Origin of the sequence: Arthrobacter woluwensis (genome assembly GCF_030816155.1) — a bacterium.
Lineage (GTDB): Bacteria > Actinomycetota > Actinomycetes > Actinomycetales > Micrococcaceae > Arthrobacter_E > Arthrobacter_E woluwensis_A.
In genome coordinates, this window is record NZ_JAUSXR010000001.1 from 258,583 (window position 1) to 284,463 (window position 25,881).

22 protein-coding genes, 1 tRNA gene, 1 other RNA gene and 1 pseudogene are annotated in these 25,881 nt (G+C 69.1%); 16 read left to right on the forward strand and 9 right to left on the reverse strand.

The window, feature by feature from the left end; all coding sequences use genetic code 11:
* Positions 1–37: 37 nt before the first annotated feature.
* An RNA gene (ffs, locus tag QFZ52_RS01220) (signal recognition particle sRNA small type) lies at positions 38–134 on the reverse strand.
* A gap of 119 nt (positions 135–253) precedes the next feature.
* Here ffs and QFZ52_RS01225 point away from each other — a divergent pair.
* Positions 254–341: transfer RNA gene (locus QFZ52_RS01225), tRNA-Ser, on the forward strand.
* A 148-nt stretch (positions 342–489) separates the two neighbouring features.
* On the opposite strand, the gene QFZ52_RS01230 is transcribed toward QFZ52_RS01225, so the two are convergent.
* Entirely contained in the window at positions 490–2,238 is a 1,749-nt protein-coding gene (locus tag QFZ52_RS01230; RefSeq protein ID WP_307495808.1) for a cytochrome c biogenesis protein DipZ, read from the reverse strand.
* 316 nt (positions 2,239–2,554) lie between these two features.
* On the opposite strand from QFZ52_RS01230, the gene QFZ52_RS01235 reads away from it, so the two are divergent.
* The 7 genes from QFZ52_RS01235 to QFZ52_RS01265 all read left to right on the forward strand — a co-directional run bounded on the left by QFZ52_RS01235 (position 2,555) and on the right by QFZ52_RS01265 (position 8,480).
* Complete coding sequence (locus tag QFZ52_RS01235; RefSeq protein ID WP_066214754.1) at positions 2,555–3,217, forward strand: fasciclin domain-containing protein; 663 nt, start codon at positions 2,555–2,557, stop codon at positions 3,215–3,217.
* A 112-nt stretch (positions 3,218–3,329) separates the two neighbouring features.
* Positions 3,330–3,920: an ECF RNA polymerase sigma factor SigK gene (gene sigK / locus QFZ52_RS01240; protein ID WP_307495809.1), complete on the forward strand. Its 591-nt coding sequence runs from the start codon at positions 3,330–3,332 to the stop codon at positions 3,918–3,920.
* Positions 3,913–4,800: an anti-sigma factor gene (locus QFZ52_RS01245; RefSeq protein WP_307495810.1), complete on the forward strand. Its 888-nt coding sequence runs from the start codon at positions 3,913–3,915 to the stop codon at positions 4,798–4,800. Before sigK ends, QFZ52_RS01245 begins: the two co-directional genes overlap by 8 nt.
* A gap of 164 nt (positions 4,801–4,964) precedes the next feature.
* Positions 4,965–5,402, forward strand: coding sequence for a DUF4383 domain-containing protein (locus QFZ52_RS01250; RefSeq protein ID WP_107003726.1), 438 nt, complete (start codon positions 4,965–4,967; stop codon positions 5,400–5,402).
* A gap of 299 nt (positions 5,403–5,701) precedes the next feature.
* Entirely contained in the window at positions 5,702–6,883 is a 1,182-nt protein-coding gene (locus tag QFZ52_RS01255) for a M23 family metallopeptidase (protein WP_307495811.1), read from the forward strand.
* A gap of 203 nt (positions 6,884–7,086) precedes the next feature.
* Positions 7,087–7,884 carry a hypothetical protein gene (locus tag QFZ52_RS01260; protein ID WP_307495812.1) on the forward strand — a complete coding sequence of 266 codons (798 nt, stop codon included), beginning with the start codon at positions 7,087–7,089 and terminating at the stop codon, positions 7,882–7,884.
* A gap of 74 nt (positions 7,885–7,958) precedes the next feature.
* Positions 7,959–8,480 (forward strand): glutathione peroxidase, encoded by a 522-nt coding sequence (locus QFZ52_RS01265; protein ID WP_307495813.1) that lies wholly within the window; start codon positions 7,959–7,961, stop codon positions 8,478–8,480.
* Between the two features lie 73 nt (positions 8,481–8,553).
* Here QFZ52_RS01265 and QFZ52_RS01270 read toward each other — a convergent pair whose 3' ends face one another.
* Entirely contained in the window at positions 8,554–9,561 is a 1,008-nt protein-coding gene (locus QFZ52_RS01270) for an HAD family hydrolase (RefSeq protein ID WP_307495814.1), read from the reverse strand.
* A 131-nt stretch (positions 9,562–9,692) separates the two neighbouring features.
* Between QFZ52_RS01270 and QFZ52_RS01275 the strand changes: the two genes are divergently transcribed.
* On the forward strand, positions 9,693–9,992 hold the full coding sequence (locus QFZ52_RS01275) for a type II toxin-antitoxin system VapB family antitoxin (RefSeq protein WP_066214766.1): 300 nt from the start codon (positions 9,693–9,695) through the stop codon (positions 9,990–9,992).
* 6 nt (positions 9,993–9,998) lie between these two features.
* On the forward strand, positions 9,999–10,631 hold the full coding sequence (locus tag QFZ52_RS01280) for a LytR C-terminal domain-containing protein (RefSeq protein WP_307495815.1): 633 nt from the start codon (positions 9,999–10,001) through the stop codon (positions 10,629–10,631).
* An 81-nt stretch (positions 10,632–10,712) separates the two neighbouring features.
* Here the strand turns inward: QFZ52_RS01280 and QFZ52_RS01285 are convergent, their stop codons facing one another.
* Entirely contained in the window at positions 10,713–11,372 is a 660-nt protein-coding gene (locus QFZ52_RS01285) for a TetR/AcrR family transcriptional regulator (protein WP_307495816.1), read from the reverse strand.
* 112 nt (positions 11,373–11,484) lie between these two features.
* Positions 11,485–12,210 carry a DsbA family oxidoreductase gene (locus QFZ52_RS01290; RefSeq protein ID WP_307495818.1) on the reverse strand — a complete coding sequence of 242 codons (726 nt, stop codon included), beginning with the start codon at positions 12,208–12,210 and terminating at the stop codon, positions 11,485–11,487.
* Positions 12,211–12,491: 281 nt separating this feature from the next.
* Between QFZ52_RS01290 and QFZ52_RS01295 the strand changes: the two are divergent.
* Positions 12,492–13,340: pseudogene (locus QFZ52_RS01295) on the forward strand (MFS transporter); the annotation flags it as partial.
* A gap of 362 nt (positions 13,341–13,702) precedes the next feature.
* On the opposite strand, the gene QFZ52_RS01300 reads toward QFZ52_RS01295, so the two are convergent.
* The 3 genes from QFZ52_RS01300 to aceA all read right to left on the reverse strand — a co-directional run bounded on the left by QFZ52_RS01300 (position 13,703) and on the right by aceA (position 17,338).
* Positions 13,703–14,188: an SRPBCC family protein gene (locus QFZ52_RS01300; protein WP_307495819.1), complete on the reverse strand. Its 486-nt coding sequence runs from the start codon at positions 14,186–14,188 to the stop codon at positions 13,703–13,705.
* 174 nt (positions 14,189–14,362) lie between these two features.
* Positions 14,363–15,988 carry a malate synthase A gene (gene aceB, locus QFZ52_RS01305; RefSeq protein WP_307495820.1) on the reverse strand — a complete coding sequence of 542 codons (1,626 nt, stop codon included), beginning with the start codon at positions 15,986–15,988 and terminating at the stop codon, positions 14,363–14,365.
* 33 nt (positions 15,989–16,021) lie between these two features.
* Positions 16,022–17,338, reverse strand: a complete 1,317-nt coding sequence (gene aceA / locus QFZ52_RS01310) for an isocitrate lyase (protein ID WP_066214777.1) — start codon at positions 17,336–17,338, stop codon at positions 16,022–16,024.
* A 141-nt stretch (positions 17,339–17,479) separates the two neighbouring features.
* Between aceA and QFZ52_RS01315 the strand changes: the two genes are divergently transcribed.
* The 3 genes from QFZ52_RS01315 (at position 17,480) to QFZ52_RS01325 (ending at position 20,560) form a co-directional block, all read left to right on the forward strand.
* Positions 17,480–18,982 carry a helix-turn-helix domain-containing protein gene (locus tag QFZ52_RS01315; RefSeq protein ID WP_373425608.1) on the forward strand — a complete coding sequence of 501 codons (1,503 nt, stop codon included), beginning with the start codon at positions 17,480–17,482 and terminating at the stop codon, positions 18,980–18,982.
* A 152-nt stretch (positions 18,983–19,134) separates the two neighbouring features.
* Positions 19,135–19,581 (forward strand): hypothetical protein, encoded by a 447-nt coding sequence (locus tag QFZ52_RS01320; protein WP_307495822.1) that lies wholly within the window; start codon positions 19,135–19,137, stop codon positions 19,579–19,581.
* Positions 19,466–20,560, forward strand: a complete 1,095-nt coding sequence (locus QFZ52_RS01325) for an amino acid permease (protein ID WP_307498620.1) — start codon at positions 19,466–19,468, stop codon at positions 20,558–20,560. The genes QFZ52_RS01320 and QFZ52_RS01325 overlap by 116 nt, the downstream gene beginning before the upstream one ends.
* Before the next feature lie 126 nt (positions 20,561–20,686).
* Here the strand turns inward: QFZ52_RS01325 and QFZ52_RS01330 are convergent, their stop codons facing one another.
* Positions 20,687–20,962, reverse strand: a complete 276-nt coding sequence (locus tag QFZ52_RS01330; protein ID WP_307495824.1) for a helix-turn-helix domain-containing protein — start codon at positions 20,960–20,962, stop codon at positions 20,687–20,689.
* A 109-nt stretch (positions 20,963–21,071) separates the two neighbouring features.
* Here QFZ52_RS01330 and QFZ52_RS01335 point away from each other — a divergent pair, with 109 nt between their 5' ends.
* Together QFZ52_RS01335 and QFZ52_RS01340 are read left to right on the forward strand one after the other, a co-directional pair.
* The gene (locus QFZ52_RS01335; RefSeq protein ID WP_307495825.1) at positions 21,072–22,931 is read left to right on the forward strand and encodes a site-specific DNA-methyltransferase; all 1,860 of its coding nucleotides are present in this window, start codon (positions 21,072–21,074) and stop codon (positions 22,929–22,931) included.
* An 89-nt stretch (positions 22,932–23,020) separates the two neighbouring features.
* Entirely contained in the window at positions 23,021–25,732 is a 2,712-nt protein-coding gene (locus QFZ52_RS01340) for a restriction endonuclease (protein WP_307495826.1), read from the forward strand.
* Positions 25,733–25,881 lie beyond the last annotated feature (149 nt).

Genomic DNA, 25,881 nt, shown 5'->3' on the forward strand with positions numbered 1-25,881 from the left:
CGTCGTTCCGCGGCTCCGGACGGGCCGGGCCGTTAACGTAGAAGACCCCTCGCGCACCCGCCAGAGCCCACTTACCCTTGCTACCTTCCGGTCCTGGGGGAGTTCGGCAGGATGACGCCACGCGAGGAGTCGCACACCAGCTTAGCGGCCCGGACGCGGACGGGGAAATCGGGGCGGACTGAGGGGCCGGGCAGGCCTTGATTTGGTGGTCCCGGCGGAGGTCCGCTAAGCTGATACCTGCCCTTAGGGCAATGGAGAATTCGCCTAGCGGCCTATGGCGCACGCCTGGAACGCGTGTTGGGTTAACGCCCTCGGGGGTTCAAATCCCCCATTCTCCGCCAAGACGGCCCCGGAAACTCAGCTGAGTTTCCGGGGCCGTTGACATTAACGATGAAATTGTTGACACGAATGCTCTCGGGGATTTTCCGACGGGGGGTTCAAATCCCCCCGCCGTCTCCCGCAGCACCCCGGGAGACGGAGTCCTTCACCTCACCCGAAGGTGAAGGAGTAGAGCTGGACGCCCGGCGTCGGCCGCAGTTCCAGGGTCCCGGAGCCGGAGGTGCCGCTCTGATGGACCACGTAGGACTTCGGCGGGCCGGAGATCTGGAGGGTCTTCTCGCCGTCGGGACCCTTGACGATGACGGAGCCGGTGCCGCCCAGCACCGCCTGGACCTGTCCGGCGTGGAAGGTCAGCCGCACCCCGGATCCCGGGGCGGGCGCATTCCGCGGGACCGAGATCCGCTGGGATTCGAGGGTCCAGGAACCCGAGAGCGCGAAACTGTCCGGAGCCTGCGACGCCGGGTAGGCGAAGAGGGATGTCCCGGAGCGGTAGGTGGCCGCGCCCGAGTAGTTGACCTGCTTGGACACTCCCAGGAACGTCTCGCGGGTGGTGTTCTGCGGCAGGGCCCCGTCCTGTCCCGCCGGCCCCGTCTCCACGGCGGCCGGCAGGTCCTTGCCCGGCTGGGCGGAACTCAGGAGGGAACGGATGAGCTTCTCGGTCAGCGCATAGCCGCCTTCGCCCTGCTGGATGTGCCGCACGTTGCCCTGGGCGTCGATGAGGTACTGCGCCGGCCAGAAGCGGTTCCGGTAGGCGGTCCAGGTGGCGTAGGAGTTGTCGAGGGCCACCGGGTACTGGATGCCGTGATCCTTGATGCCGGCGCTGACGTTGCGGGTCTCACGTTCGAACGCGTACTCCGGCGTGTGGACGCCGATCACCTGGAGTCCGGCGTCACGATATGCCTTGTCCAGGGCCGTGATGTGGGGCAGGGAGCGCTGGCAGTTGATGCAGGAGTAGGCCCAGAAGTCCAGGAGGACCACCTTCCCCTTGAGCTGACGGAGCGTCAACGGATCCGAGCCGAGCCAGGCGTTGATGCCGCGGAGCTCGGGTGCGGGCCCGCAGTCCTGCAGCTCGGTGGAGCCCTGGGTGCATTTGGAGAGGTCCTTGTTCTCGTCCGTGGCCACGCCGCCCAGGTCCAGAGGACTGCCTTGCGAGGGCGTCAGCTTCTCCTGGAAGGACGCGGTGTAATCCGGGATGAGCCGCTGCACGGCGGCGGGAAGGTCGAAGGCCAGGCCGGCCGCGAGGGCGATCATGAGCACGCCGGCCAGGATGCGGATGCCCTTCTGACGGCGACGGAACGCCTTGAGCCGTTCGGCCAGGCCGCGCCCCGCGAGCGCGAAGAACAGCAGGGGGATCGCGACGCCGACGGCGAACGACAGCGTGAGCGTCAGGGTCCCGGCGCCGATCCGGCCGGTGGCGCCGGAGACGGTGATGGCGGCCAGGACCGGACCGGCGCACGGGACGAAGACGGCCCCGAGCGCGAGGCCCAGGCTGAAGCCGCCCCGTTTCCGGGCGTCCACCTGGCGGCGGGGGATCCAGGAGAAGGGCCGTTCGAGCCACTCCTCGAGGCGCGGAATGAGCATGCCGAGCCCCACCGCCGCCAGCACGGCGATCCCGGCCCAGCGGAAGATATCCTGCGGCAGCCCCAGGAGGCTGAGCAGCAGCGAACCGAGCAGCGTGAAGACACTGAAACTGATCACCAGTCCCGCGATCACCTGATAGGGCCGCCACCGGGAGACGGCCCGGGCGGGCGCGTCGTCTTCACCGGGAGCGGCGCCGGGATCGCGCCGTGCGCTGTCCAGACCTCCCGAGAAGAAGATGACCGGTAAGACGGGCAGGATGCAGGGCGATATTCCGGTCACCAGACCGCCCAGGAAGCCGATGATGATGTTCGTGTCCATGCCGGGTATTCGGTGCGCCGTGCCCCGGCGGATTGGACGGGCGGATCGGACCCATGGATTGACCGGCGGCCCGGACCGCGGGCCGGGAGCCGCCGTCGTCGTGCTCTGGTCGTGTGCGGAGGGGAGCGGCGCAGCCCGACGCCGGGACGGCCACCTCGCAGCGCTCGCTGCACCCCCGGAGAGCAGGAAATGCGCCACCGGAAAGTTTCCTCACATTCCTCCAATCCGTCGGCGGACCCCGCTCCGAAGTACTGGCACCAACAGGTCAGCCCAGCTTCTGGATGCGGACCGCACACCTTTGAAGAGGAGCATCATCATGAAGAAGATCCAGCGTCTGTCCGTCCTGGCCGGTCTCGCAGCCGTCGTGCCCCTCGGGCTCGCGGCGTGCAGCGGCGGGATGAGCGGCGGCGCCGCCACCTCGTCCGCGCCGTCCCCGGCGATGTCGTCCAGCAGCGCAGCCGCCAGCCCCAGCATGGATCCGGCCGCCAACCTGGTGGGCCCCGGCTGCCAGGCATACGCGTCCGCCAATCCGAGCGGCCCCGGATCCGTCCAGGGCATGTCCACCGACCCGGTGGCCGTGGCGGCCTCCCACAACCCGCTGCTGAAGACCCTGGTCCAGGCCGTCTCCGGCAAGCTGAACCCGCAGGTGAACCTGGTCGACACGCTGAACGGCAGCCAGTTCACGGTGTTCGCGCCGGTGGACAGCGCCTTCGCGAAGATCGACGCGGCCACCATCGACAGCCTCAAGAAGGATGCCCCGGCGCTCAAGAAGATCCTGACCTACCACGTGGTGCCGGGCCAGATCGAGCCGGCGTCGATCGTCGGCACGCATGACACGGTCGAGGGCCAGAAGGTCACCGTCTCCGGTTCCGGCGACAACCTGAAGGTCAACGGCGCCAACGTGATCTGCGGTGGCGTCCGGACCGCCAACGCGACCGTCTACCTGGTGGACTCGGTCCTCCTGCCCCCGGCCAAGTAGCCCGGACGGAGCAGGACCCCAGGTGAGACCCGGGTGGCGGGCCGTCAGGCCCGCCACCTTTCCACTTCCGGACAACAGGTGGCGGTTGGACATGAGCGGCTATGAGACAGTGATGTACATGCATCCCCCTGGTTCGGGACCTCCCCCCTCCGCCTCCGCCGACATCGACGAGTTGATGGACCGGGTGGCGCAGGGCGACCAGGGCGCGTTCGGCAGTCTCTACGACGCCCTCGCCCCACAGGTCCACGGTCTGGTGCTCCGGGTTCTGAGGGATCCGGCGCAGAGCGAGGAAGTCACCCAGGAGGTGTTCCTGAAGGTCTGGCAGCAGGCCAAACGCTTCGACGCCGACCGCGGACGGGCCCGTGCTTGGATCACCGTGATGGCCCACCGCCGGGCGGTCGACCGGGTGCGGGCCGCGCAGGCCTCCCAGGAACGGGATCTGCGGGAAGGCATCAAGGAGTTCCGCGAGAGCTACGACGACGTCGAGCACCGCGTGCAGGTGGCCCTGGAGAGCGAACGGGTCCACAAAGCGATGGAGTCGCTGACCGAAGTCCAGCGGCAGGCCATCAAACTCGCCTACTACGGCGGGTACAGCTACGGAGAAGTGGCCCAGGCGCTCGACCTGCCCCTGGGCACCGTGAAAACCAGAATTCGTGACGGCATGATCCGTCTGAGAGACACGTTAGGAGTTGGCCATGGATGATCAATTGCATCTGCTGACCGGCGCCTACGCGCTCAACGCCTTGGACGAGGACGAACGCCGCCACTTCGAGACGTCGCTCACCCCGGGCCACCCGGTCACGGAGGAAGCACGCGAACTGAGTCAGGTAGCCGCGCTGCTGGCCGCCGGGACGACGCCGGTGGCGCCGCCCGCGGACCTGAAGGCACGGCTCATGGCCCAGATCGCCGTCACGCCTCAGGTCGAGGCGGTCGCCGGGCCGGAGGCGCAGCAGGTTCCGGGGCCGCAGGCGCAGCAGACACCTGTGCCGACGACGTCGGCCGACGTGACTCCCGCGCAGGGCTCCGATTCCGCCCAGGTCACCCGGGCTGAGCCGGCCACCGCCGATGTCGTGCCGCTCCCGGTCCGCCGGGCGCCGTCGTCGACGCGCTGGCTGGCCGCGGTCGCGACCGTGCTCGCCGTGGCCGCCGCGGGGACGGCCGGCTGGGCGTTCCAGGCGCAGTCGCAGCGGGACGAGGCGCAGCGGCGGCTGGCCGCGGCGCAGGACTCCCCGGCCGAGGCGATGAACAGGATCATCGCCGCCCCGGACGCCAAGGTGAAGCAGTTCTCGGTCCCCGGCGGCGCGACCATGCTGGTCATGCACTCGGAGAAGGAGGGCCGCGGCGGCGTCATGACGCTCGGGATGTCGGCTCCGCCGCAGGGCAAGAGCTACGAGCTCTGGCTCATCGACCAGGCGGGTGCGGCGAAGCCGGCCGGTCTGCTGGAAAGCGGCGGTGGCGCATCCACCTGGAATGAGCTGCCCGGCGGGATCGGCTCGGCCTCCTTCCTGGGGGTCACGGTCGAACCGGAAGGCGGCTCGGCGCAGCCGACCACCAAACCGATCCTCGTGGAATCCATCACCTGAAGTCCGGAGGGAACACCTGAGAAAAGCCCGGGAGAAATTCTCCCGGGCTTTTCCAATCCGCCGGGCCATCCGCTCCGAATCCATGATGCGGGAAGTCCGCACCGGGGGCTGAAGTCACCGGACGGCGCATCGGGCGCCGTGGAACACGAGGTGAGGAGCACGAAATGTCCAGCAATGTCATCCAGGGCAAGAGCCCGGTACGTCTGACCGCGACCCTGGTGGGAGCAGTCTTCCTGCTCGTCGGAATCCTGGGGTTCGTCCCCGGCATCACGTCGGGGGACATGGAAGCTGCGGGCCACCATTCGCACGCCATGCTCCTCGGGATCTTCCAGGTCTCCGTCCTGCACAACGTGGTCCATCTCCTGTTCGGCGTGGCCGGCCTGATCCTCGGGCGCAGCGCGGCCGGGGCCCGTAACTTCCTGGTCTGGGGCGGCGTGATCTACCTGGTGCTGTTCGTGTACGGACTGTTCTTCGGCGAGGAGTCGGCGGGCAACTTCGTGCCCGTGAACATGGCGGACAACATCCTCCACTTCGCGCTCGGCGCAGCGATGCTCGCCCTGGGCCTGATCCTGGGACGCACTCCGGCCCTGCGGAGGGCATGACGTTTTCTGACGGCCGCAAACGCTCGTGGGGCGCCCCGGAATCAGGGGCGCCCCGCCGCGTCGTCCGAGGCCGTTTCGGGCGGCAGGCGGCGTTTCCGCGCGCGGTTCTGAAACGGGGCGCGGGAACCCCTTGAATTCGCGACGGCGGCGGGCGCACACTGAGAAGTGATTGCCCGGTCGGGCGGTCTTCACAGACGACAACAGGGGATGTTCAGCGCTGTGCAGGTCTTGGGGATGGAAGCACTGTGAGGGGCCACCACGTGCCGCGTCATCGCGGCCGCGGGCCAATAGGAACATCGATGAGGGCGAGCCTGGTGATGGCCAGTGCCGTCCTCGTGTCGCTGGCGCTGGGGACGCCTCCCGTCGTGGCGCAGTTCACCGCGGTGGGGACGCCGCAGGCGCCGCCCGTGGCCACCGACCATGTCAGGGTCCCCACGCTCGGAGCGGCGGTCACCGCGGAAGCCGAAGCCTTCATCGCCTTTGAAGCCACCACCCTGCAGAGCCGTCCCAAGGGGGCGCGGGAACGCCTCAATGTGGCGGAGGCCGGACGCCACCGTCCTGCGGCAGGCCATCTGTCCTCGCCGCTGGAGGTCCTGATCCCGACCTCACCGTTCGGCCCGCGGATCAACCCGCTCACGGGTGAGGTGGGCGAGATCCACTGGGGACAGGATTACGGCGCAGCGTGCGGCACCCTGGTCTACGCCGCCGACGCCGGCCGCGTGCGCAACGTCGGCTGGTCGCCGTATGGCGGGGGGAACAGGATCGAGATCGATCACGGCAACGGCCTGGTCACCACCTACAACCACCTCTCCGGCATCGCCGTGAACAAGGGCGAGAGCATCGAGGTGGGGCAGGTGATCGCGAAGGTGGGCACCACGGGCTCGTCCACGGGCTGCCATCTGCACTTCGAGACCATCAAGAACGGCAAGTACGTCAACCCGCTGCAATGGGTGCTCGACCCCATCAAGCAGGTGGACCGCCTGGACCGCATCGCGTTCACGGACTACTCGAGGTCCGGCGCCAAGTCGGCCTGGACCCTGCCCGGCGGATCCTCCGGAACGGAGGGGATCATCACGCCCGAAGCGGAGAAGGACGGCGGCAAGATCCCTCCGGGCACCAAGGTCCCACCGGCTCGCCCGGAACCCACGCATCCCGAACACCCGACGCCGCAACCCTCGACGCCCGGCCCCACGCCGCCGTCGACGCCGGGCCCGACCGGCACCCCGACACCCTCCCCGACGCCCACGGAACCCTCCCCGACCGGGCCGACGAGCCCGACGCCCACGCCGAGCAGCACGGAAACTCAGGGCCCCACGGCGCCGCCGAGTTCCGGAGCCCCGGCGGGGAGTGGTTCCCCGTCCACGCCCCAGGGCGAGGGAAGCCCGGGCACAGGAAGCCAAGAGACCGGCACGCCGGGACCGACGTCCCTCCTGAGCCCGTCCCTGCTGCCCAGCGTGCTGCGGTCGCTCATCACCCCTTGATCCGGGCCGCTCGCCAGAACTGACCGCGCCAGAACCGTGTGCAACAGAGATGTCAAGGTTGGCGTGGCCCATGTCACTGGGAGAGAATCAGTGACAACGGCCTTCAGGGGAGGGCCGCGCTAGGGGGAACCACACGTGATGACTGAGTTCTGGGCATTCGGCACCGTCGCCGGACAGCCCGGCCGTGCCCGGAAGCGGCTGCTGTGAGCGGCCGCCGCGTCGCGCCGCCGTCGGCCCGGACGGCTCGCGCCAGGACCCGGAGCCGGGGCGCCCGCCGCGCCGACACCGGTGCTCTCGCCGCGTGGGGCGTCGCCACGCCGCGCCATCGGCCGGCGGTGTCACTGGCCACGCTGAGCGCTGTGCTGCTCGTCTCGACCGCTCTGGTGTCCGGCGGAACGTCTCAGCCCGAACTGGCCGCGGAGCACGCCGCCGCGCCGCACGCTCAGGCGAAGGGCTCGACGTCGGGGACCTCCGGCGTCGTCCTGTCACGTCCGGCCGACCACAAGGGCGGTTCCAGAACGGCGGTCGGGAACGGATCCGCGAAGCAGTCCGGCGAGGTGACCGCCCCTCCGGCGAACGGTTCCGGAGCCACCAGCCGCGCAGGGGCCACCGATGAGCAGGCTCACCTCACGTCGCAGTCCTCTGACGGAAACGCGTCGGGCACGGGCACCGTTGCTCCGCAGCCCGGTCCCACGGTGCCGGCACCGGACGCCGGCGGCGGTGCGCCCGGCGACGGCGATGCGGAGCCACCCGCTCCCGGCACGCCGGCAGAGCCCGAGCCGTCCGCTCCGGCGAACCCCTCGGCGCCGCCCGTGGTTCCTCCGGTCGTCCAGCCGCCGGTCACCCAGCCTCCGGCCCCGAAGCCGCCCGCGCCGCAGCCCGGCACTCCGCAGCCTGGAACCCCGCAGCCCGGAACCCCGGCCCCGCAGCCGCCGCAGAATTCCGGGTGCACCATCACCATCCTCGGCATCAGGATCTGCCTGCCGCTCCTCGGCGGCTGACGGCTGCCCGCGCGCATCGCCGGTGCTCATCCCCGGCGTCCGCCGGAGGCTCCCGACCGGCGTAGGCTCGTCAGGTGACCTCTCTTTATGACATCCCTCTGACCATGAACGACGGCACCGGATCCAGCTTCGGACGGTTCCGGGGCAACGCGGTCCTGGTGGTCAACGTGGCGTCCAAATGCGGCTTCACCTCGCAGTACGACGGCCTTCAGCGGCTGTATGAGCGCTTTCAGGACCAGGGTCTGGAGATCCTCGGGGTGCCGTGCAACCAGTTCGCCGGGCAGGAGCCGGGCGACGACGCCGAGATCGCCGAGTTCTGCCGGCTCAACTTCGGGGTGACCTTCCCCCTCACGGCCAAGGCGAAGGTGCGCGGCAAGGACCAGCACCCCCTGTACCACGAGCTGACCCGCTTCAAGCACCCTCTGCTGCCGGGCCTCATCAAGTGGAACTTCGAGAAGTTCCTGATCAGCCGCGACGGCGAGGTGCTGGAACGCTTCGGGTCACGGACCGAGCCGGACGACGCCGAACTGCTCGCCGCCATTGAAGCAGCCCTCGCGGCGCCGGAAGGCGGCTCCGCTCAGCCCGCCGCAAGCTGAGCGAGCGGGCTGCCCCTACCGAGCGGGCTGAGCTGATGGGCTGAGCGGAGCGACTGACAGCAGCCAGGTCCGCTCAGCCGTCCAGACGCTCGTGCCAGGCGCGGAGGAAGGCCAGTCCGGCCTCGTCGTTCACCACGTCCGAGCCGAGACCCACGTGGACCGCGGTCAGGACGTGGTACGGCTTCTCGGGCAGGTCATCGGCCGGCCGGACGTCCACATGGGCCACGGCGTGCCCTTCCGCCTGCAACCAGTCGGCCATGGCGTAATCCGTGCCCGAATCGCCCACCGTGCGCCACTGCTCGGGTTCCAGCCCGCGCTCCTGGAGCCACGTGAGCGCACGCCACGCCCCGAGGTCCTTGCCCAGGCGCGCGTGCTCGATGTCGGTCGAGATGATCGTGGGGTCCACCAGGAAGTGGTCGGCCCGGGAGTCCTTGATGCCGCTCGTCTTCTCCGGCGCCGCGGAGCGGATGAGGCCGCGCATGGCGTGGGCCGGCATGAGGGAGAGCGCGTCGGCGTCGAACCGCGGCTGCTGCGCCAGGTAGTCTTCGCTGGGCGTCTCCACGTGCTGCTCCACGGACACCATGGCGAGCTTGGTCTCGTCGAAGAACATCCACTCCGAGTACTTGCGCCGCACGAGCTCGCGGATCGCCGAGGCGTAGCTGGCCGGGACCATGAACTGCTCGTCCACGTGGACCTCGCCTGCGCCGGCGCGGTCGAAGGTGAACCAGGTGGCGCCCTTCTCGCACACGGCCAGGAACTCGAGGCCTTCCGGGATGCCGGCCGCGAGCATGGGGCGGACCACCTGCTGGTCGATGAAGTCCGCGGAACGGCCGGTGTTGAAGATGACGGGCACTCCGGCGGAGGCCAGCCAGAGCAGCTCTGCGATGACCGCGTCCGGGACCGAGCGGGTGACCGGGCTCGCGATCGGCCCGTCGACGTCGAGCAGCAGCGCCAGCGGGGGACGGGTGCCGTCGCCCGGCTCCACGGGGATGGTCGCCTGACGCGGGGCCCTCGGCTCCGGGCCGGCCGTCCCGTCCGGAGAGTGGGTGTCGGGGGCGGCGGGGGCACTGCTGTCGGTCATGCCCACCATTCAACACCCCGGTTCCGGCCGCCTTCAATCCGGCCCCGTCAAATGGTCACCGTTCCACTACGACTCGGGGCGCGGGCGGCGTGCCGATTCCCCGGAACCTGTTTCTTGCCTAGGCTTGCAGGGTGATCTTCAAAGCTGTCGGTGAAGGACGTCCGTACCCGGAACACGGGCACAACACGCCCAAGGACTGGGCCGCGCTGCCGCCCCGGCCCGTGCGGCTGGACGAACTGGTCACCACCAAGCGCACCCTGGACCTCGAGGCCCTCCTGGCGGAGGACTCCACCTTCTTCGGCGACCTGTTCCCGCACGTCGTCGAGTACAAGGGCGTGAAATACCTGGAGGACGGGCTGCACCGCGCCGTGCGCACGGCCCTGCACCAGCGGACCGCCATCCACGCCCGCGTCCTGGTCATCGAGGAGTGAGGCACGGTGGCGCGGGATCCTGAGCGCCTGCACGGGAGCCATGTGGTCTCCCGCCGGGAACTCGAGGCGGCCTTCTCCCCGGATCCGGACGACGACGGCGACGGGCGCCGCTTCCGCTTGCGCCTGCGTCACGGGGTGGTGCTGGTGGTCCTGCTCGTCCTGGTGGCCGGCGCCATCGCCGCGGCCTTCGCCCTTCAGAAGGGCTATCTGAACATCCCGCAGTCCGAGTCCACGCCTCAGCGGACCTCCGTCTGCCCGGCCGGGACGATCACGCCCCTCAAATACTCGGCCGTGAAGGTCAACGTTTTCAACGCCACGGACCGGCGTGGCCTGGCGGGCAATGTGGCGGCGCAGCTCAGAGACCGGAAGTTCCTGGTGGGCGCCGTGACCAACCGGGATCTCTCCCTGAACACGCCGGTGGCGGTGGTGTCCGGCAAGGACGGCCACGCCGCGGCGCTGTCCGTGCAGCGGCAGTTCGCGGGTTCGGACTACTACCAGGACGGCCGGACCGACGGCACCGTGGATGTCATCCTGTTCCAGGGGTTCATGGCCGTGACGCCCGTCGCGAAGCTGGCGCAGGGTCCGGGGACGCTGCTCTGCCCCCGCGAACGGACGGTGGCGACCACTCCCGCGAAGTGACTGTGGCGGAGTGACGCTGGCCAGGTGATTCTGGCGAGGTGACTCCCGCGGGAGGTGACCCGCCCGCAGAGTGGGGCGGACTCAGGCCAGCGGCGTCAGCAGTGGCGCGACCACCACGGGGCGGCCGGCGTCGTCGAACTCGGCGCCTGCACCGCTGGCGATGAACCGCACGGTGGCCGCGATCTGCAGTTCCAGCTCCGGCGAGCCGGGCTGGTGCGACTTGGCGCGGGAGGCGGTGGAGGAGAGGGTGCCCAGGATCAGGCGGGCGAGAGACTCGACGTCCCCGTGGGGGAGGAAGCCCTGCTCCATGCCGTGCCGGAGGATCTGCTGCAGCAGGCCGTTGAGCTCACCGACGTGATCGGCCAGCCGGGCGAAGGACTTGGGGGAGAGGACCGCCGCCATCGCGGGTCCCGGAGGCAGGTGGCGACGCGTGAGGTCCTCCACCTGGGCCCGGATGTAGAGGGAGAGCTGGTCGACGGGGTTGTCGAGCGATTCCAGACCGGCCTTGAGCTCGGCCACGAACTTCTCGGTCTCGGTCAACGCATAGGAGACCAGCAGTTCTTCCATGTCCGCGTAGTAGTTGTACACCGCGGTGCGGCCGATGCCGGCGTGACGGGCCACGTCCGTCATGGTCAGCCCAGGCAGGCCCTGGGTGAAGAGGAGTTCGCCGAATGCGGTGAGGATCTTCCGCTGGGTCTCGGCGCGCTGGGCCACATTGTTGGCCGCGGAGATTTTGGGCATAGAGACACTTTACCGGATTGTGTCATCAAAAGGGAGATGCCGCGCCTGGGAGAAGGCTGTGTGTTCGCGCACGCCTTCGCCCGGGCCGGCATCGTCAGCCGAAGCAGCCGGTTCAGCAGCCGTCGGGGCCGCAGGCCTGGCCGTTGAGATCGGCGTCGTCGCCGGCGGCCTGGGCGCCCACCGCTGCGGGCGTCCGGAGGGGGTGGCTCTCCTGCCAGACCTCGTTGAGCACCTGGGAGAACGTGTCGCTGGACTGGGCGCCGGAGACGCCGTACTTCCGGTCGAACACGAAGAACGGAACGCCGCTCACGCCGATGGCGCGGGCCTCGGCGATGTCCTCTCGGACCGCGTCGGCGTACTTGTCCGTGGTGAACAGCTCTTCCACGTCCTGGGCCGGGAGGCTGAGCTCGGCGCCGAGGCCGCGCAGGTACTCGTGGTTCCCGATGTCCTTGCCATGCTCGAAGTGGTCGCTGAGCAGGCGTTCCTTGGCCTCGTCGGCCTTGCCGGACTGCGCGGCCAGGTGGATGAGGCGGTGTGCGGTGAAGCTGTTGGCGACCACGACCGTGTCGAAGTCGTACGCGAGACCCTCACCTGCGGCCTGCTCCGTGACATGACCGAACATCGTGCGAACCTGTTCGGGTGCCATGCCCTTGCGCTCACTGAGGTATCCGAGTTCGGTACCGTCGTAGTGTTCGGGGATGCTCGGATCCAGTTGGTAGCTCCGCCACTGGATCTCCACCTCATCGCGATGGGGGAACTTCTCCAGGGCTTTTTCGAAACGGCGCTTGCCGATGAAGCACCAGGGGCAGGCGACGTCGGACCAGATTTCAATCTTCACGTGAGGAATCAACCCGGGGGAGCAGACCGTTATTCCCGGGGCAGGCGCGGTCTGGACGTGGTCCGGACGTGGTCCGGACGTGGTCCGGCCGGAAGCCCGGGCGCCCGGGGCAAGATGGTATACCATAGTGGTTTGTTTGAGACAGGGCGTCGAGGGCGCCCGGAGAGCGTGGCAGCATGACCCGTACCCCCACGACCGTGGCATCCAGGTCGACGCACTCCACCACGCACGGACAGCCGGCCTGGCTCCTCCTGCTCGCGATCATCGGCATCGCGCTCACCATGCGCGGACCGTTCATCGGGCTCGCGCCCCTCGCCCCGGTGTTCCGCAACGAGGTGGGCCTCAGTGAGGTCCAGTTCGGCATCCTCACCGGCATCCCGGTGCTGTGCTTCGCCTTCTTCTCGCCCGCCGCCTCCTGGCTGGGCCGCAAGGTGGGCGCCGAGATGGCGGTGTCCCTCACGGTTGCCGGCGTGGCCGTGGGAGCGGCGATCCGGTCGATCGGGCCGGAGTGGGCGCTGTTCGCGGGAACCGCCGTGATCGGAGCGGCCATCACGATCGGCAACATCGTCATGCCGCTGATCGTCCGGCGGGACTTCCCCGTGGAGCGGCAGAGCCTCACCATGGGCGTCTACTCCGGCACCCTCAACTTCAGTGCGTTCCTCGCCTCGGTGGCCACGGCTCCGCTGGCGCAGTGGCTCGGGTGGCAGGGCGCCCTGGCGCTGTCCGGCGTCGTTGCGCTCGTGGTGCTCGGCTTCTGGATCTGGACCCTGGGGGCGGCCGTGGCGCTCAGACCGGTGGCGATCGCCGGACCCGGATCCGGGCAGGAAGGGCTCAGCGCCGCCGAGGAGAAGGCCGCGGGCAAGGCGGCACGCAAGGCGGCCGCGCGGTTGCAGGGCGCCACGCTCTGGGTGACCATCGCCCTGGTGATCGGCTTCGCGGGCCAGTCCTCGAGCTATTTCGGCATCACGGCCTGGCTGCCCACCTACCTGCACGACACCATCGGGCTCGCCCCCACCGAAGCCGGGGCGGGGTCCTCGATCTTCCAGGTGATGGGCATCCTCGGCGCTCTCGGCACGCCGCTGCTGGTGAGGTGGCTGGGCGGGATCGCGGGGACGCTCGTCATCGGCGCCCTCTGGGTCACGGTCCCGCTCGGGCTGCTTCTGGCGCCGCAACTGTGGTGGCTCTGGGCGTTCACAGGCGGCACCGGCTCAGGGCGGCGGTTTCACGCTGGTGCTCTCGGCGATCATCAAGGCCGGCTCCACCCAGGCTCAGACCGCCCGGATCTCCGCCCTGGTGCAGGGCATCGGGTACATCTTCGCGGGCATCGCGCCGAGCGTGATCGGCTCGGTCCACGTGAGTGCCGGCAGCTGGCAGCTCGCGCTCCTGGTGCCGCTGCTGACCACCATGGCGTTCCTCGTCTGCACCACGTGGGGCGTGTCCCGCGCGAACAAGCTGGCCGCCGCGCGGCAGCTGGGTTAGGGACGGCGAGGACTCAGGAGCGGCGGCCGCTCCGGACCGCGTCGAGGACTTCCGGGTCGGCGCAGCCGGCGGCGAAGCCGTCGAGGCGGGCTCTGATCTCCCGCTGCAGGACCTTGGCGCCGATCCACTCCGCGGCGGGCGCCAGCCACGCCGGCTTGCACGCGAAGCTGTAGCGCCAGCTCACGAGGGTGCCGCCGTCGTCGGCTGCTTTGAACCGCCAGCCCCCGGCGAACCGCTCGAAGAACCACGGTCCCTCGGTCATGTGCATGCCGGTGTGCGACGGCGGGTGGAAGGACACGCACTCGCTCACCATCGGCATCCCCCAGCGGTGCCGCGTCCAGGTCCGGACGCCCTTGCCCTGGGAGGTGGCGCCGTCCAGGAGCCGTTCGGCGCGGATGAACCGGTCCCAGCGGAGCCGCAGCTCGCCGTGGGTCTGGGACACCGCGAACGCAAGTTCCGGGTCGATGGCGACAGTCGTGGTGGCCTCAAGGGTCGGCATGGAGTCAGTCTAGGGGGTGCCTGCCGGGCGGGTCGGGCACAGCACGACGACGGCGGCGCACCTTCCGGTGCGCCGCCGTCGTCGTGGGGCGGATGTTCCCTGTCGGCCGGGCCGCCCCCGGCCTTCGGGGTACGTGTTGCGAGTCCGTCGCGGCGCCGGCGCCGACAGGTGGTCTCAGGCGGCCACCAGCCGCCGTTCCCTCGCATCCTCCGCGGAGGTGGAGAGGAACCGGGCGTAGGCCGGGATGGTCAGGAAGGTCGGGAAGAAGGAGGCCAGGGCCACTTCCTCGAAGAGCTCCCGGGCGTCGCGGAAGCGGTCGCCCTCGAAGCGCTCCAGGCCGCTGTAGACCTCCTCGAAGATCTCCGTCACCCATTCCCGGGTGATGACCTCGCCCTGGTCCGTGATCGCCTGGTTGTGGATCCACTGCCAGAGCTGCGACCGGGAGATCTCCGCCGTGGACGCGTCCTCCATGTTGCGGCGGATCGTCACGGCGCCGTTGCCCCGCAGCCAGGATTCGATGTAGCGGATCCCGATCTCCACGTTGGAGCGGATGCCCGCCTCCGTGATGGTGCCGGTGGTCTGCGAGAGGTCGATCAGGGCGCGGGCGTCCGGGACCACGTCCAGGCGCTGCCGGTCCATCTGGTGCGGACGCTGGCCGAGGGCGGCGTCGAACACCTCGCGGGCGGAGGACACCAGATCCGGATGGGCCACCCAGGTGCCGTCGAAACCGTCCACGGCGAAGCGCGTGGTGTCCGCGCGGACCGCCGCGGTCGCACGGGCGTTCTGTGCGGCGTCGCGCCGGCTGGGAACCTCGGCGGACATGCCGCCGATCGCCATGGCGCCCCGCTTGTGGCAGAGGTGCACCAGCTGTTCTGAGTAGGCCCGGATGAACGGCTGCTCCATGGTGATCTGGGAGCGGTCCGGGAGGACGAAGCGCGGACCGCGGGTCCGGAACGTCTTGATGAGGGAGAAGATGTAGTCCCAGTGCCCGGCGGCCAGGCCGGAGGCGTGATCCCGCAGTTCGTACAGGATCTCCTCCATCTCGAAGGCCGCCGAGATGGTCTCGATGAGGACCGTGGCACGGATGGTGCCCTGGGGCAGTCCCAGCAGGTCCTGGGCCAGGATGAACAGGTCATTCCACCACCGGGCCTCCTGGTGAGTCTCCACCTTCGGCAGGTAGAAGTAGGGGCCGCGGCCCTGGGCCAGCAGGCGACGGGCGTTGTGGAAGAAGTACAGCCCGAAGTCGACGATCGACCCGGAGACCGGCTGTCCGCCGGAGAGGAGGTGCTTCTCCGGCAGGTGCAGACCGCGGGGTCGCATCACGATGGTGGGCAGCGTGCCCTCGGTCAGACGCAGCTCCGTGCCGTCCGGGGCGGTGAAGTCGATGCGCCGTTCCAGGGCGTCCATCAGGTTCAGCTGGCCGGAGATGATGTTGCGCCAGCTCGGGGTCAGGGAGTCCTCGAAGTCCGCCACCCAGACGGAGGCGCCCGAGTTCAGCGCGCTGATGGTGGTGCGGCGGTCGGTGGGTCCGGCCAGTTCGACGCGGCGTTCGTTCAGGCCCGGGGCCGGCGGGGCGACCCGCCAGCTGCGGTCCTCGCGGATGTGTTCGGTGCCGTGCGGGAACTGCGGGTCCTCGCCGCCGGCGATCCGGGCCCGGCGGCCGTGACGGGCGTCGAGCAGTTCGGTGCGGCGCTCGCCGAGCGCACGGTGCAGCCGTTCGATGAATTCCAGGGCCTCCGGGGTCAGGATCTCTCCCTGCCTCCGGATCGGCTGAGCGGTGAGCTCGAAGGTGGTGGTCATGTCACTGTCCTTAGAAAATTTGTGCGGGGAGCCTCAGTGGAACTGGCCTTCTTCGGTGGATCCCACCAGGGCCAGGGTGCTGCCGTTCGGGTTCAGGGCAGTGGAGACCAGATCGAAGTAGCCGGTGCCCACTTCGCGCTGGTGCTTGGTTGCGGTGTATCCGCGGTCTTCGGCGGCGAACTCGCGCTCCTGGAGCTCCACGTAGGCGCTCATGCCGTCACGGGCGTAGCCGTGGGCGAGATCGAACATGGAGTAGTTCAGGGCGTGGAAGCCGGCCAGGGTGATGAACTGGAAGGTGAAGCCCATGGCGCCCAGCTCGCGCTGGAACTTGGCGATCGTGGCGTCGTCCAGGTGCTTCTTCCAGTTGAAGGACGGGGAGCAGTTGTAGGCGAGCATCTGGTCCGGGAACTCGGACTTGACGGCCTCCGCGAACTTCCGGGCCAGCTCGAGGTCCGGGGTGCCGGTCTCCATCCAGATGAGGTCCGAGTACGGCGCGTAGGCCTTGGCACGGGCGATGCAGGGCTCGATCCCGTTGCGGACCTTGTAGAAGCCCTCCGCCGTGCGCTCGCCGGTGATGAACTCCTGGTCCCGCTCGTCCACGTCACTCGTGATGAGCGTGGCGGCTTCGGCGTCCGTCCGGGCGATGATGACACTCGGGACGCCGGAGACGTCGGCGGCCAGGCGGGCCGCGTTGAGGGTTCGGATGTGCTGCTGGGTCGGGATCAGCACCTTGCCGCCCAGGTGGCCGCACTTCTTCTCGCTGGCCAGCTGGTCCTCCCAGTGAACGCCCGAGGCGCCGGAGGCGATCATGGACTTCATGAGCTCGTAGGCGTTCAGCGGACCGCCGAAACCGGCCTCGGCGTCGGCCACGATCGGGACCAGCCAGTCCTCCACGGACTGCTTGCCTTCGGAGAATTCGATCTGGTCCGCGCGGAGCAGGGCGTTGTTGATGCGGCGGACCACCTGCGGCACGGAGTTCGCCGGGTACAGGGACTGGTCCGGGTAAGTCTGCGCGGCGTTGTTGGCGTCCGCTGCGACCTGCCAGCCGGAGAGGTAGATGGCCTTGAGCCCGGCCTTGACCTGCTGCACGGCCTGGTTGCCGGTGAGGGCGCCGAGGGCGTGGGTGTGCTCGCCCTTGCTCTGCTGCTCCTTGAGCTGGGCCCAGAGCTTCTCCGAACCGCGGCGGGCAAGGGTGTGTTCTTCGCTGACACGACCGCGGAGGCGGACGACGTCGGCGGCCGAGTAGTCGCGCTGGATGCCCTCCCAACGCGGGTTGGCAGACCATTCCAGCTCCAGGGCCGCCGCCGACTCTTCGGGGGTGCTCGGGGAAGTGGTGAATTCTGCGGTCATGTCCGTCTCCTCAAGTAGGGCTCTTCACTGAGCTCTTGATGCCGGCTGTTCTTTGCCGTGCTTCAAGATTTCCGCAGTTTCACACCTCTTTCCAGAGGTTTTCCCTGGAAAGAAATGCACTTCTTCCCGTATTCTCAAAAAATGACGCGTTCGGAGCAGCAAGCGGTCCGTGGCAACTGGCATGCCGGCCTCGAGAGGCCCGCGCCCCTGGGCGACAGCGGCGGGGTGGATGTCATCGCGCTCGGCCGCCGGGTCCGGCACCTGCGCAAGAAGGCGGGCCTGACGCTCGAGGCGCTCTCCGGCGTTGTCGGCATGGCGCCGAGCCAGCTCAGCCTGCTGGAGAACGGCAAGCGCGAGCCGCGCCTGGGCGCGTTGCAGCAGCTGGCCGGAGCGCTCGACGTCGGGCTGGACGATCTGCTCGGCACGGAGCCTCCCAGCCGGCGCGCCGCCATGGAGATCGAGCTGGAGCGCTACCAGCGCAGTGCTCTCTACGAGTCCCTCAATCTGCCCGCCATCCGGGTGGGACCGCGGCTGCCCAACGACGTGCTCGAAGCGCAGCTCGGCCTGCTGAAGGAACTGGAACGGCGCCTCAACGAGCAGCTCGCCACCCCCGAGGAGGCGCGCCGGGCGAACAGCGAGCTGCGCGTGATGATGCGCCAGCGGGGCAACTACTTCCCGGAGTACGAGGCTGAGGCCAAGAAGGTCCTGGCCGGCGTCGGGTACAGCGGCGGGCCGCTCAGTCAGTTCGTCATCTCGGACATCGCCGCCCACCTGGGCTTCACCCTGCACCACGTCAGCGACCTCCCGCACTCCACCCGGAGCGTGACGGACCTGAAGAACCGGCGGATCTACCTCACGCAGGGCTCGTCCGGCGATCACGATCCGCGGTCGGTGCTGCTCCAGGCGCTGGGTCACTATGTGCTGGGGCACGAGACGCCGCGGAACTACGGGGACTTCCTGCACCAGCGCGTGGCCACGAACTACTTCGCCGCCGCGCTCATGCTGCCCGAGGACGCGACGGTCGAGTTCCTGCAGCATGCCAAGGCGGCCAAGGAGATCGCCATCGAGGACCTGCGGGACCACTTCGCCGTGTCCTATGAGACGGCCGCCCACCGCTTCACCAACCTCGCCACGCACCACCTGGGCATCACGACGCATTTCCAGAAGACGCATCAGAGCGGCATCATCTACAAGGCCTATGAGAACGACGGCGTGATCTTCCCGAAGGACCACACGGGGTCGATCGAAGGCCAGCCGAGCTGCAAGAACTGGACCAGCCGGGTGGTGTTCGGGGTGGCCGACAAGTTCAGTCCCTACAGCCAGTACACGGACACCAAGGCCGGGACGTTCTGGTGCACGGCCCGCACCGAGCGCTCCGCCGGTGGCCAGTTCTCGCTGTCCGTCGGAGTGCCGTACGCCCATGTGAAGTGGTTCCGCGGGCGCGAGACGACGGTCCGTTCGGTGTCGAACTGCCCCGATCCGAGCTGTTGCCGGCAGCCCCCGGCGCAGCTCTCGGATGCCTGGGCCGGGAACGCCTGGCCATCCGCGCGGGCGCACTCGCACCTCCTGGCGGCCATGCCTCCGGGCGCTTTCCCCGGCGTGGACGAGACCGAGGTCTACAGCTTCCTGGCCGCGCACGAGTAGGCGCGCACTGTTGCGGCACAGGTGCAACCGGGCTCAGTCGGCCGCGGAGGGCGTCCCGGGGTGGGGCATGACGTGAAAAGCCGGTCCCTTGTGGCGTAGGATTCCGGGTGCCCTCGGGCGCATCGCACCACCTTCTGCAGAAATGAGGCTCCATGTCCCAGGACAGCCCGCACCCCGAGGGGAAGAAACTCCGCTCCCGTCACGTCACCATGATCACGCTGGGCGGGATCATCGGTTCCAGCCTGTTCGTCGGGTCGGCCAATGTGATCAAGGCCGTCGGTCCGGCCGCCGTGATCTCCTACCTCATCGGCGGTCTGCTGGTCTTCCTGGCCATGCGGATGCTGGGCGAGATGGCCGCGGCGCGTCCCGCCGTCGGCTCCTTCATGGAGTACGCCCGAGTGGGTCTGGGCGACTGGGCCGCGTACTTCGTGGGGGTGGCTCTACTGGTACTTCTGGGTGGGCGTGATCGCCTACGAGGCCGTGGTGGGCGGCTCCATCCTGAACGGCTGGGTGCCCGGGGTGCCGCAGTGGGTCTTCTCGATCCTCCTGCTCCTCGTGTTCACCGGGGCGAACCTGGTGTCCCTGCGGTCCTTCGGTGAGACCGAGTTCTGGCTGGCCAGCATCAAGGTGGCCGCGATCGTGGTCTTCCTCGTGGTCGGCATCCTGTTCGCCTTCGGTCTGTGGCCGAACGCGCACTTCTCCATCCCGAACCTCTGGGAGCACGGCGGCTTCATGCCCGAGGGCGTCGGCGCCGTGGTCGGCGGCGTGGCCATCGTGATCTTCTCCTACTTCGGCACCGAGATCGCCGTCATGGCGGCTTCCGAGTCGGAGGACCCGGCCAAGGGCGTCCGGCAGGCCACCAGCACCGTCATCTGGCGCATCCTGATCTTCTTCGTCGGAGCGGTCCTGCTGATCGTCACCATCGTGCCGTGGGACCAGCTGCCGAACCCGAAGGAGAAGGCGCCGTTCGCCTACCTCTTCAGCCTGTACGGCCTGCCGGGCGCCGACGTCGTCATGAGCGCCGTGATCCTGACCGCCGTCTGCTCCGTGCTGAACTCCGGTCTGTATTCCGCCGCGCGGATGTTCTCCTCGATCGCAGAGCAGGGCTACGCACCGAAGCTGATCGCACGGAAGTCCTCCTCCGGTGTGCCCGTGGCCGCCGTCATCGCCTCGACTCTGGGTGGCTACGCCGCGGTGATCATCAACTTCACCGCCCCGGATTCCGGCATCTTCGACTTCATCATGAACTCCGCCGGCCTCGTGGCGCTGTTCGTCTACGCGTTCATCGCCCTGACTCAGTTGCGCACCCGTGCGGCGCTGAGCCCGGAGGAGGAGTCGCAGCTCAAGCTCAAGATGTGGCTGCACCCGTGGCTCGGCATCCTGGTGATCGTGGCGGTGCTCGGCATCGTGGTGGTCATGCTGTTCTCCGGCGAGTCCGGTCGGACGCAGGTCTGGACGTCTCTCGTCTCCGTCGCGGTCCTGGCGATCTGCTGGCCGTTCGTGCGCAAGCAGTTGAAGGCGCGCCGAGCCGCCGGGCTCGAGGAGCACGGGGTGCCCGCGGAGATCACGGGACACTAGAAGTCAGGACACTAGGGGCCTCGACCGTAAAAAGCAGGGCCGTCGGATTCGTTCCGGCGGCCCTTGCCGTTGCCGCCCGGAAACAATGTCGGAGGGCGGGCGTAGGCTCCGGTCATGACCGGAGGATCACTTGCCGCTGTTCTCCAGGACCAGGTCGATCAGCTCTTTGGGATCGATCCGGTAGACGCGCGCCAGCTCCAGCAAGGTGGCGATGGTGGGGTTCGACGTCGCGCGGTCGCCGTAGTCACGGTGCCCCAGCTCGAGCGTGCGGTAGTGGCCGCGGGACAACCCGATGAGCCCGGCGACCTCGGCCTGCGTCCAGCCGAAGTCCGCGCGGAGCGCCTGCAAGCGCAGACCGAGGGCCTTGGAGGCCTCCGGAGTGAGCTTGGCATGACTGGACACCCATCAATGACAGAGTAGAAAGCCCCTGTTCGTGACATGTATAACTGTCATAGTGTGCGAAATCGATCACTGTGACTGTTTGCAACGGTCCAGCAGGGAGGAGAACGGGATGCCGGACGGAATCCGGACGGTCGAGGAGCTTGCGGGGGAGCGCCGCCCGGACCGCGTCGCGGACCTGAGGGAGCTCTTCCCGGAAGCCTTCGCGGACGGCGTCGTGGACCTTGCGCGGCTGCGCGTCCTGCTCGGCGACGCCGTCCCCACCCTGGGCGCCGACGAGCCACAGGAACGGTACGGGCTCAGCTGGCCCGGCAAGCGCGAGGCGATCCGGCTGGCGCAGCGACCGTCCACGGGCACCCTGGACCCGCTGCACCACGAGTCCGTCGGCTGGGCGGGCACCCGGAACGCCGTCGTCGAGGGAGAGAATCTCGAAGTCCTCAAGCTCCTGCAGAAGCCGTACTACGGCAGCGTCAAGCTGATCTACCTGGACCCGCCCTACAACACCGGCCACGACTTCATCTATGAGGACGACTTCGCCGAGCCCACCGCGGCCTACCTCCGGCGCTCCGGGCAGGTGGACGGCCAGGGGTTCCGCACCTCGGCCAACCGGGAGACGTCGGGCCGGTTCCACTCGGACTGGCTGAGCATGATGTACCCGCGGCTAGTCCTGGCGCGGAGCCTGCTGGCCGAGGACGGCGCGCTGATCGTCTCCATCGACGACGGCGAGCTGGCCTCCCTGCGCCACCTGGTGGACGAGATCTTCGGCTCGGAGAACTTCGTGGCCACCCTGATCCATCAGCGGGCCAAGGGCGGGGGCAACGCCCGGCACGTGGTGCGCGGCCACGACTACGCGCTCGTCGTGGCCAAGTCCCTGCGGAGCCTGCCGCCGCTGCGCCGCGACAAGGTGGTCCAGGGCCGCGTCGAGGAGATCGACGGCGTGCGGTACCTGGTCGATGACGACGTGATCCGCAAGACCTTCGGCAAGTACGAGCCGGGGGTGGAGCGCCGCTGCCTGTACGAGGAACTGGTCGAGTACAAGGGCGAGGCGAAGAAACGGGAGGTGGACGAGCGGATCGCCCGCGGCGAACTCTTCCTCCTGCCGTGGGGCGACGGCAAGCACGCCGTCGCGAAGCGCACCCCCGTCCGGGAGGCCTCCTCCAAGCTCTACTCGATCGTGAAGGTTCTCTCCGAACTGGGCCGCAAGGACCTGGAACGGCTCGGCCTGGACGGCGCCTTCGACTATCCGAAGCCCGTGGACTTCGTGCAGCAGCTCGTCCGCGCCGCCACCTCGCCGAACGGCGGCGATCTGGTGCTGGACTTCTTCGCCGGCTCCGGCACGACGGCCGAGGCGGTGCTCCGGCAGAACGCCGACGACGGCGGCGACCGCCGCTTCCTGCTCGTCCAGCTTCCCGAGGAGTCCGGTCAGCCCGGGTTGCCCACCCTGGCCGCCGTCACCCGGGAGCGTGTGCGGCGCGCTGGACGCCTGCTGAGATCGGAGGCTGGCGCAGGCCTGGCGGAGGCGGAGGCCGTCCCCGGCGACACCGGTTTCCGGGCCTTCCGGCTGAGCGCGTCCCACTTCCGGGAGTGGTCTCCGGAGGCGAGCACTCTGCTCGGGGAGGACCTGGAGGTGTTCGTGGACAACGTCGAGGCGTCGGCCACGGACGAACAGATCGTGCACGAGATCCTCCTCAAGGCGGGAGTCCGCCTGGACACGTCCCTCGAGGCGCTGCCGCTGGCCGGGGAAACGCTGGTCCTCGCCGAGGGCGGAGCGGTCGCCGTGAGCGCGGCCCGGAGGATCACTCCGGAGTTCATCGAGGCGCTCCTGGACTTCGATCCGGCCCCGCGGCGGATCTTCCTGCTGGACTCGGCGTTCGGTGAGGACGACTCACTCAAGCTCAACGCACGGCTCCGCCTCGCCGCCCGCCATGGGGAGACCGACCCGGACCGGGACCACGCGTTGCGGACGGTGTAGGCGGGGCGGGTCACCAACCGCCCCCACGGTTTCGCCCGGGAACCGCACCAGCCGCCCCGCACTCGCCCCGACCTTTTAGAAAGAGGCCCATGGAACTCACCTTCGACGCCACCCAGCCGCACCAGCTCGCGGCGGTGGACGCCGTCGTCGAGCTGTTCAGCGGGCAGCCGCTCGCCCAGGGGTCCTTCGGCACCGCGCTGGAGGAGGAGGGCGTGCTGTTCTCCGGCGGCGGGGTGGGGAACCGGCTGGCGATCCCGCCGGAGCAGATCCTGGCGAACCTTCGCACCGTGCAGGGCCGGGCGGAGAACTTCGTCCCGGAGGAGGCCCGGGACGAGACGCTGAGGTCGCTCGATTTCAGCGTGGAGATGGAGACCGGCACCGGCAAGACCTACGTCTACCTCCGGACCATCCGTCAGCTCCGGGAGCGGTATGGCTGGCGGAAGTTCATCATCGTGGTGCCGTCCGTGGCGATCCGCGAGGGGGTGCTGCAGAGTCTGCGCGCGATGGAGGGGCATTTCGCGGAGCTCTTCGAGCACCAGAGTCTCGACGCCTGGGTCTACGACTCGAAGGACGTCAGCAGGATCCGCAGCTTCAACCGGGACAGCGACCTCAAGGTGCTGATCATGACCCTGGCGTCCTTCAACAAGGCCGGGAACGTCCTCTTCAAGGATCTCGAAGGACTCGGCCAGGGCATCGGTCTGCTCGCGGACACGCGGCCGATCGTCATCCTGGACGAGCCACAGAAGATGGAGAGCCGCAAGAGCCGGGAAGCGCTGCGCCAGCTCCGTCCGCTCTTCACCCTTCGCTACTCGGCCACTCACAAGGACCGCCACCACCAGCTCTACACGCTGGATCCCGTGCGGGCATACGACCTGGGTCTGGTCAAGCAGATCGTGGTCCGGTCCGTCCTCCAGGAGCACGACCCCAACCAGGCCGGGATACTGCTGTGCGCCGTCGACGCGGAGCGGGGCGGGGTGAGTGCCACGGTCGAGATCGACGTCCGGGCGGGAGATGGGGTGGTGCGGAAGACCGTGCGGCTGGACCGGGCCGGCCAGGATCTCCAGGAACTCTCGGGCGGCCTGGAACGGTACGGCTCCTGGGTGGTGGAGGACATCCGTGCCGACTCCGGGGAGGTGGTCTTCGCCAACGACAGGATCCTCCGCGTCGGCGAACGGATCGGGATCGACCGGGATGCGCTCATGAAAGCCCAGCTCAGAGCCACCGTGGAGAGCCATCTGCAGCATGAGGTGCTGCTGCGCCGGAAGTTCCCGGAGCCGGGCCGCCGGGTCAAGGTCCTCTCCGTGGTGTTCATCGACCGGGTCGCGAACTACACCGGCACCGGCGAGCAGGAACCGAAGATCCGGCGCTGGTTCGAAGAGGCGTACCGCGAGCTCTCCATCCAGCCGCGGTTCGCCGAGCTGGGCCTGCCCGAGGTGGACGCGGTCCACACCGGGTACTTCGCCGCCGACCGTGCCGGGAGGCCCCGGGACACCTCGGGGACCACCGCGGATGACCGGGCGGCGTACGACGAGATCATGCGGGACAAGACGAAGCTCCTGGAGCACGGCAACCCGCGGCGGTTCATCTTCAGCCACTCGGCATTGCGGGAGGGCTGGGACAACCCCAATGTCTTCCAGATCTGCACGCTCAACGAATCGGTCTCTCCGGACCGGAAGCGGCAGGAGATCGGACGCGGCCTCCGCCTCCCGGTGCACGAGAACGGCGACCGCTGCTTCGACCCCGCGGCCAATCGGCTCACGGTCATCGCCAATGAGCACTACGACGACTTCGCCCGCGCCCTGCAGGCGGAGATCGAGGAGGAGACCGGCGTGAGGTTCGACGGCGGCCGCATCCGCGACCAGCGGACCCTGCTGCGCGTCGAGGCGCCGGAGCTCGCCGCGCTCGCGGATGACCCCGCCTTCCGCGCATTGTGGCGGAGCATCAACCCGCGGACCCGGTACGAGGTGAGCCTGGACGCCGGAGCGCTCCGGGCCGACGTCGTCGACCGGCTGCGGCGGGAGCCACCCGTGCAGGCGCCGCGCCTCGTGGTCGGTGACGCGGTGCTCGCCCTGCGCCGTGGGGAGGCCGCGATGGCGGGCGGGGTGGACGCCCGGATGGTTCACGGCTTCCAGGACGCCGGAGCGGTGGATGCGACGCCGAGGATCCCGGACGTCCTGGGGCATCTGCAACGCGAGACCGGCCTCACCCGGGCCACGCTGGCGGGCATCGTCCGGACGTCGGGGCGGACGGAGGAGCTGACGGTCAACCCGCAGGCGGTCCTGGATCTGCTGGTGCGGGTCATCAACGAGTCCCGTCGGGCTCTCATGGTCGAGGGCATCAAGTACCACCGGGTCGAGGACCCGGAGAACGCCGAATGGCCGCTCGAGATTCTCCGTGACCTGGACGGCGAGGTCGACGCGCGGCACCTGGTGGACGTGGACGGGTCGATCGTGAGCCATGTCCGGGTGGATTCCGCGGTGGAGCGGGACTTCGCCCGCGGACTGGACGACCGCTTCGCCGATGGTGATGCGGACGGGGACGTCAAGCTGTTCCTCAAACTCCCGTCGCGGTTCCGGATCCCGACGCCGATGGGCGGGTACAACCCCGACTGGGCTGTTCTGAAGATGGAGCTCAGGGACGGGCGGATGCGGGACGTCACCGTGGTGGCCGAGACCAAATCCACCCACCGTCAGGACGCTTTCCGTCCCGAAGAGCAGCGGAAGATGGCCTGCGGGCGGGCGCACTTCGCGGCCCTCGGGGTGCGGTACCAGGCGCCGGTGGTCGACGCCTCGGAGATCTGAGAGGGGGGAGCGGTGGATCCGTTCAGGAGTGTTCCGTCCGGCAGTGCGAGCTGGCCCGGGCTGCCGGCCGGGGACCGGGCCGGTGGTGGAGGTTCGCCGTGGCCGCCGCCCGTCCCGGAACAGCCGGACGCGGGAATCCCGGCCCTGCT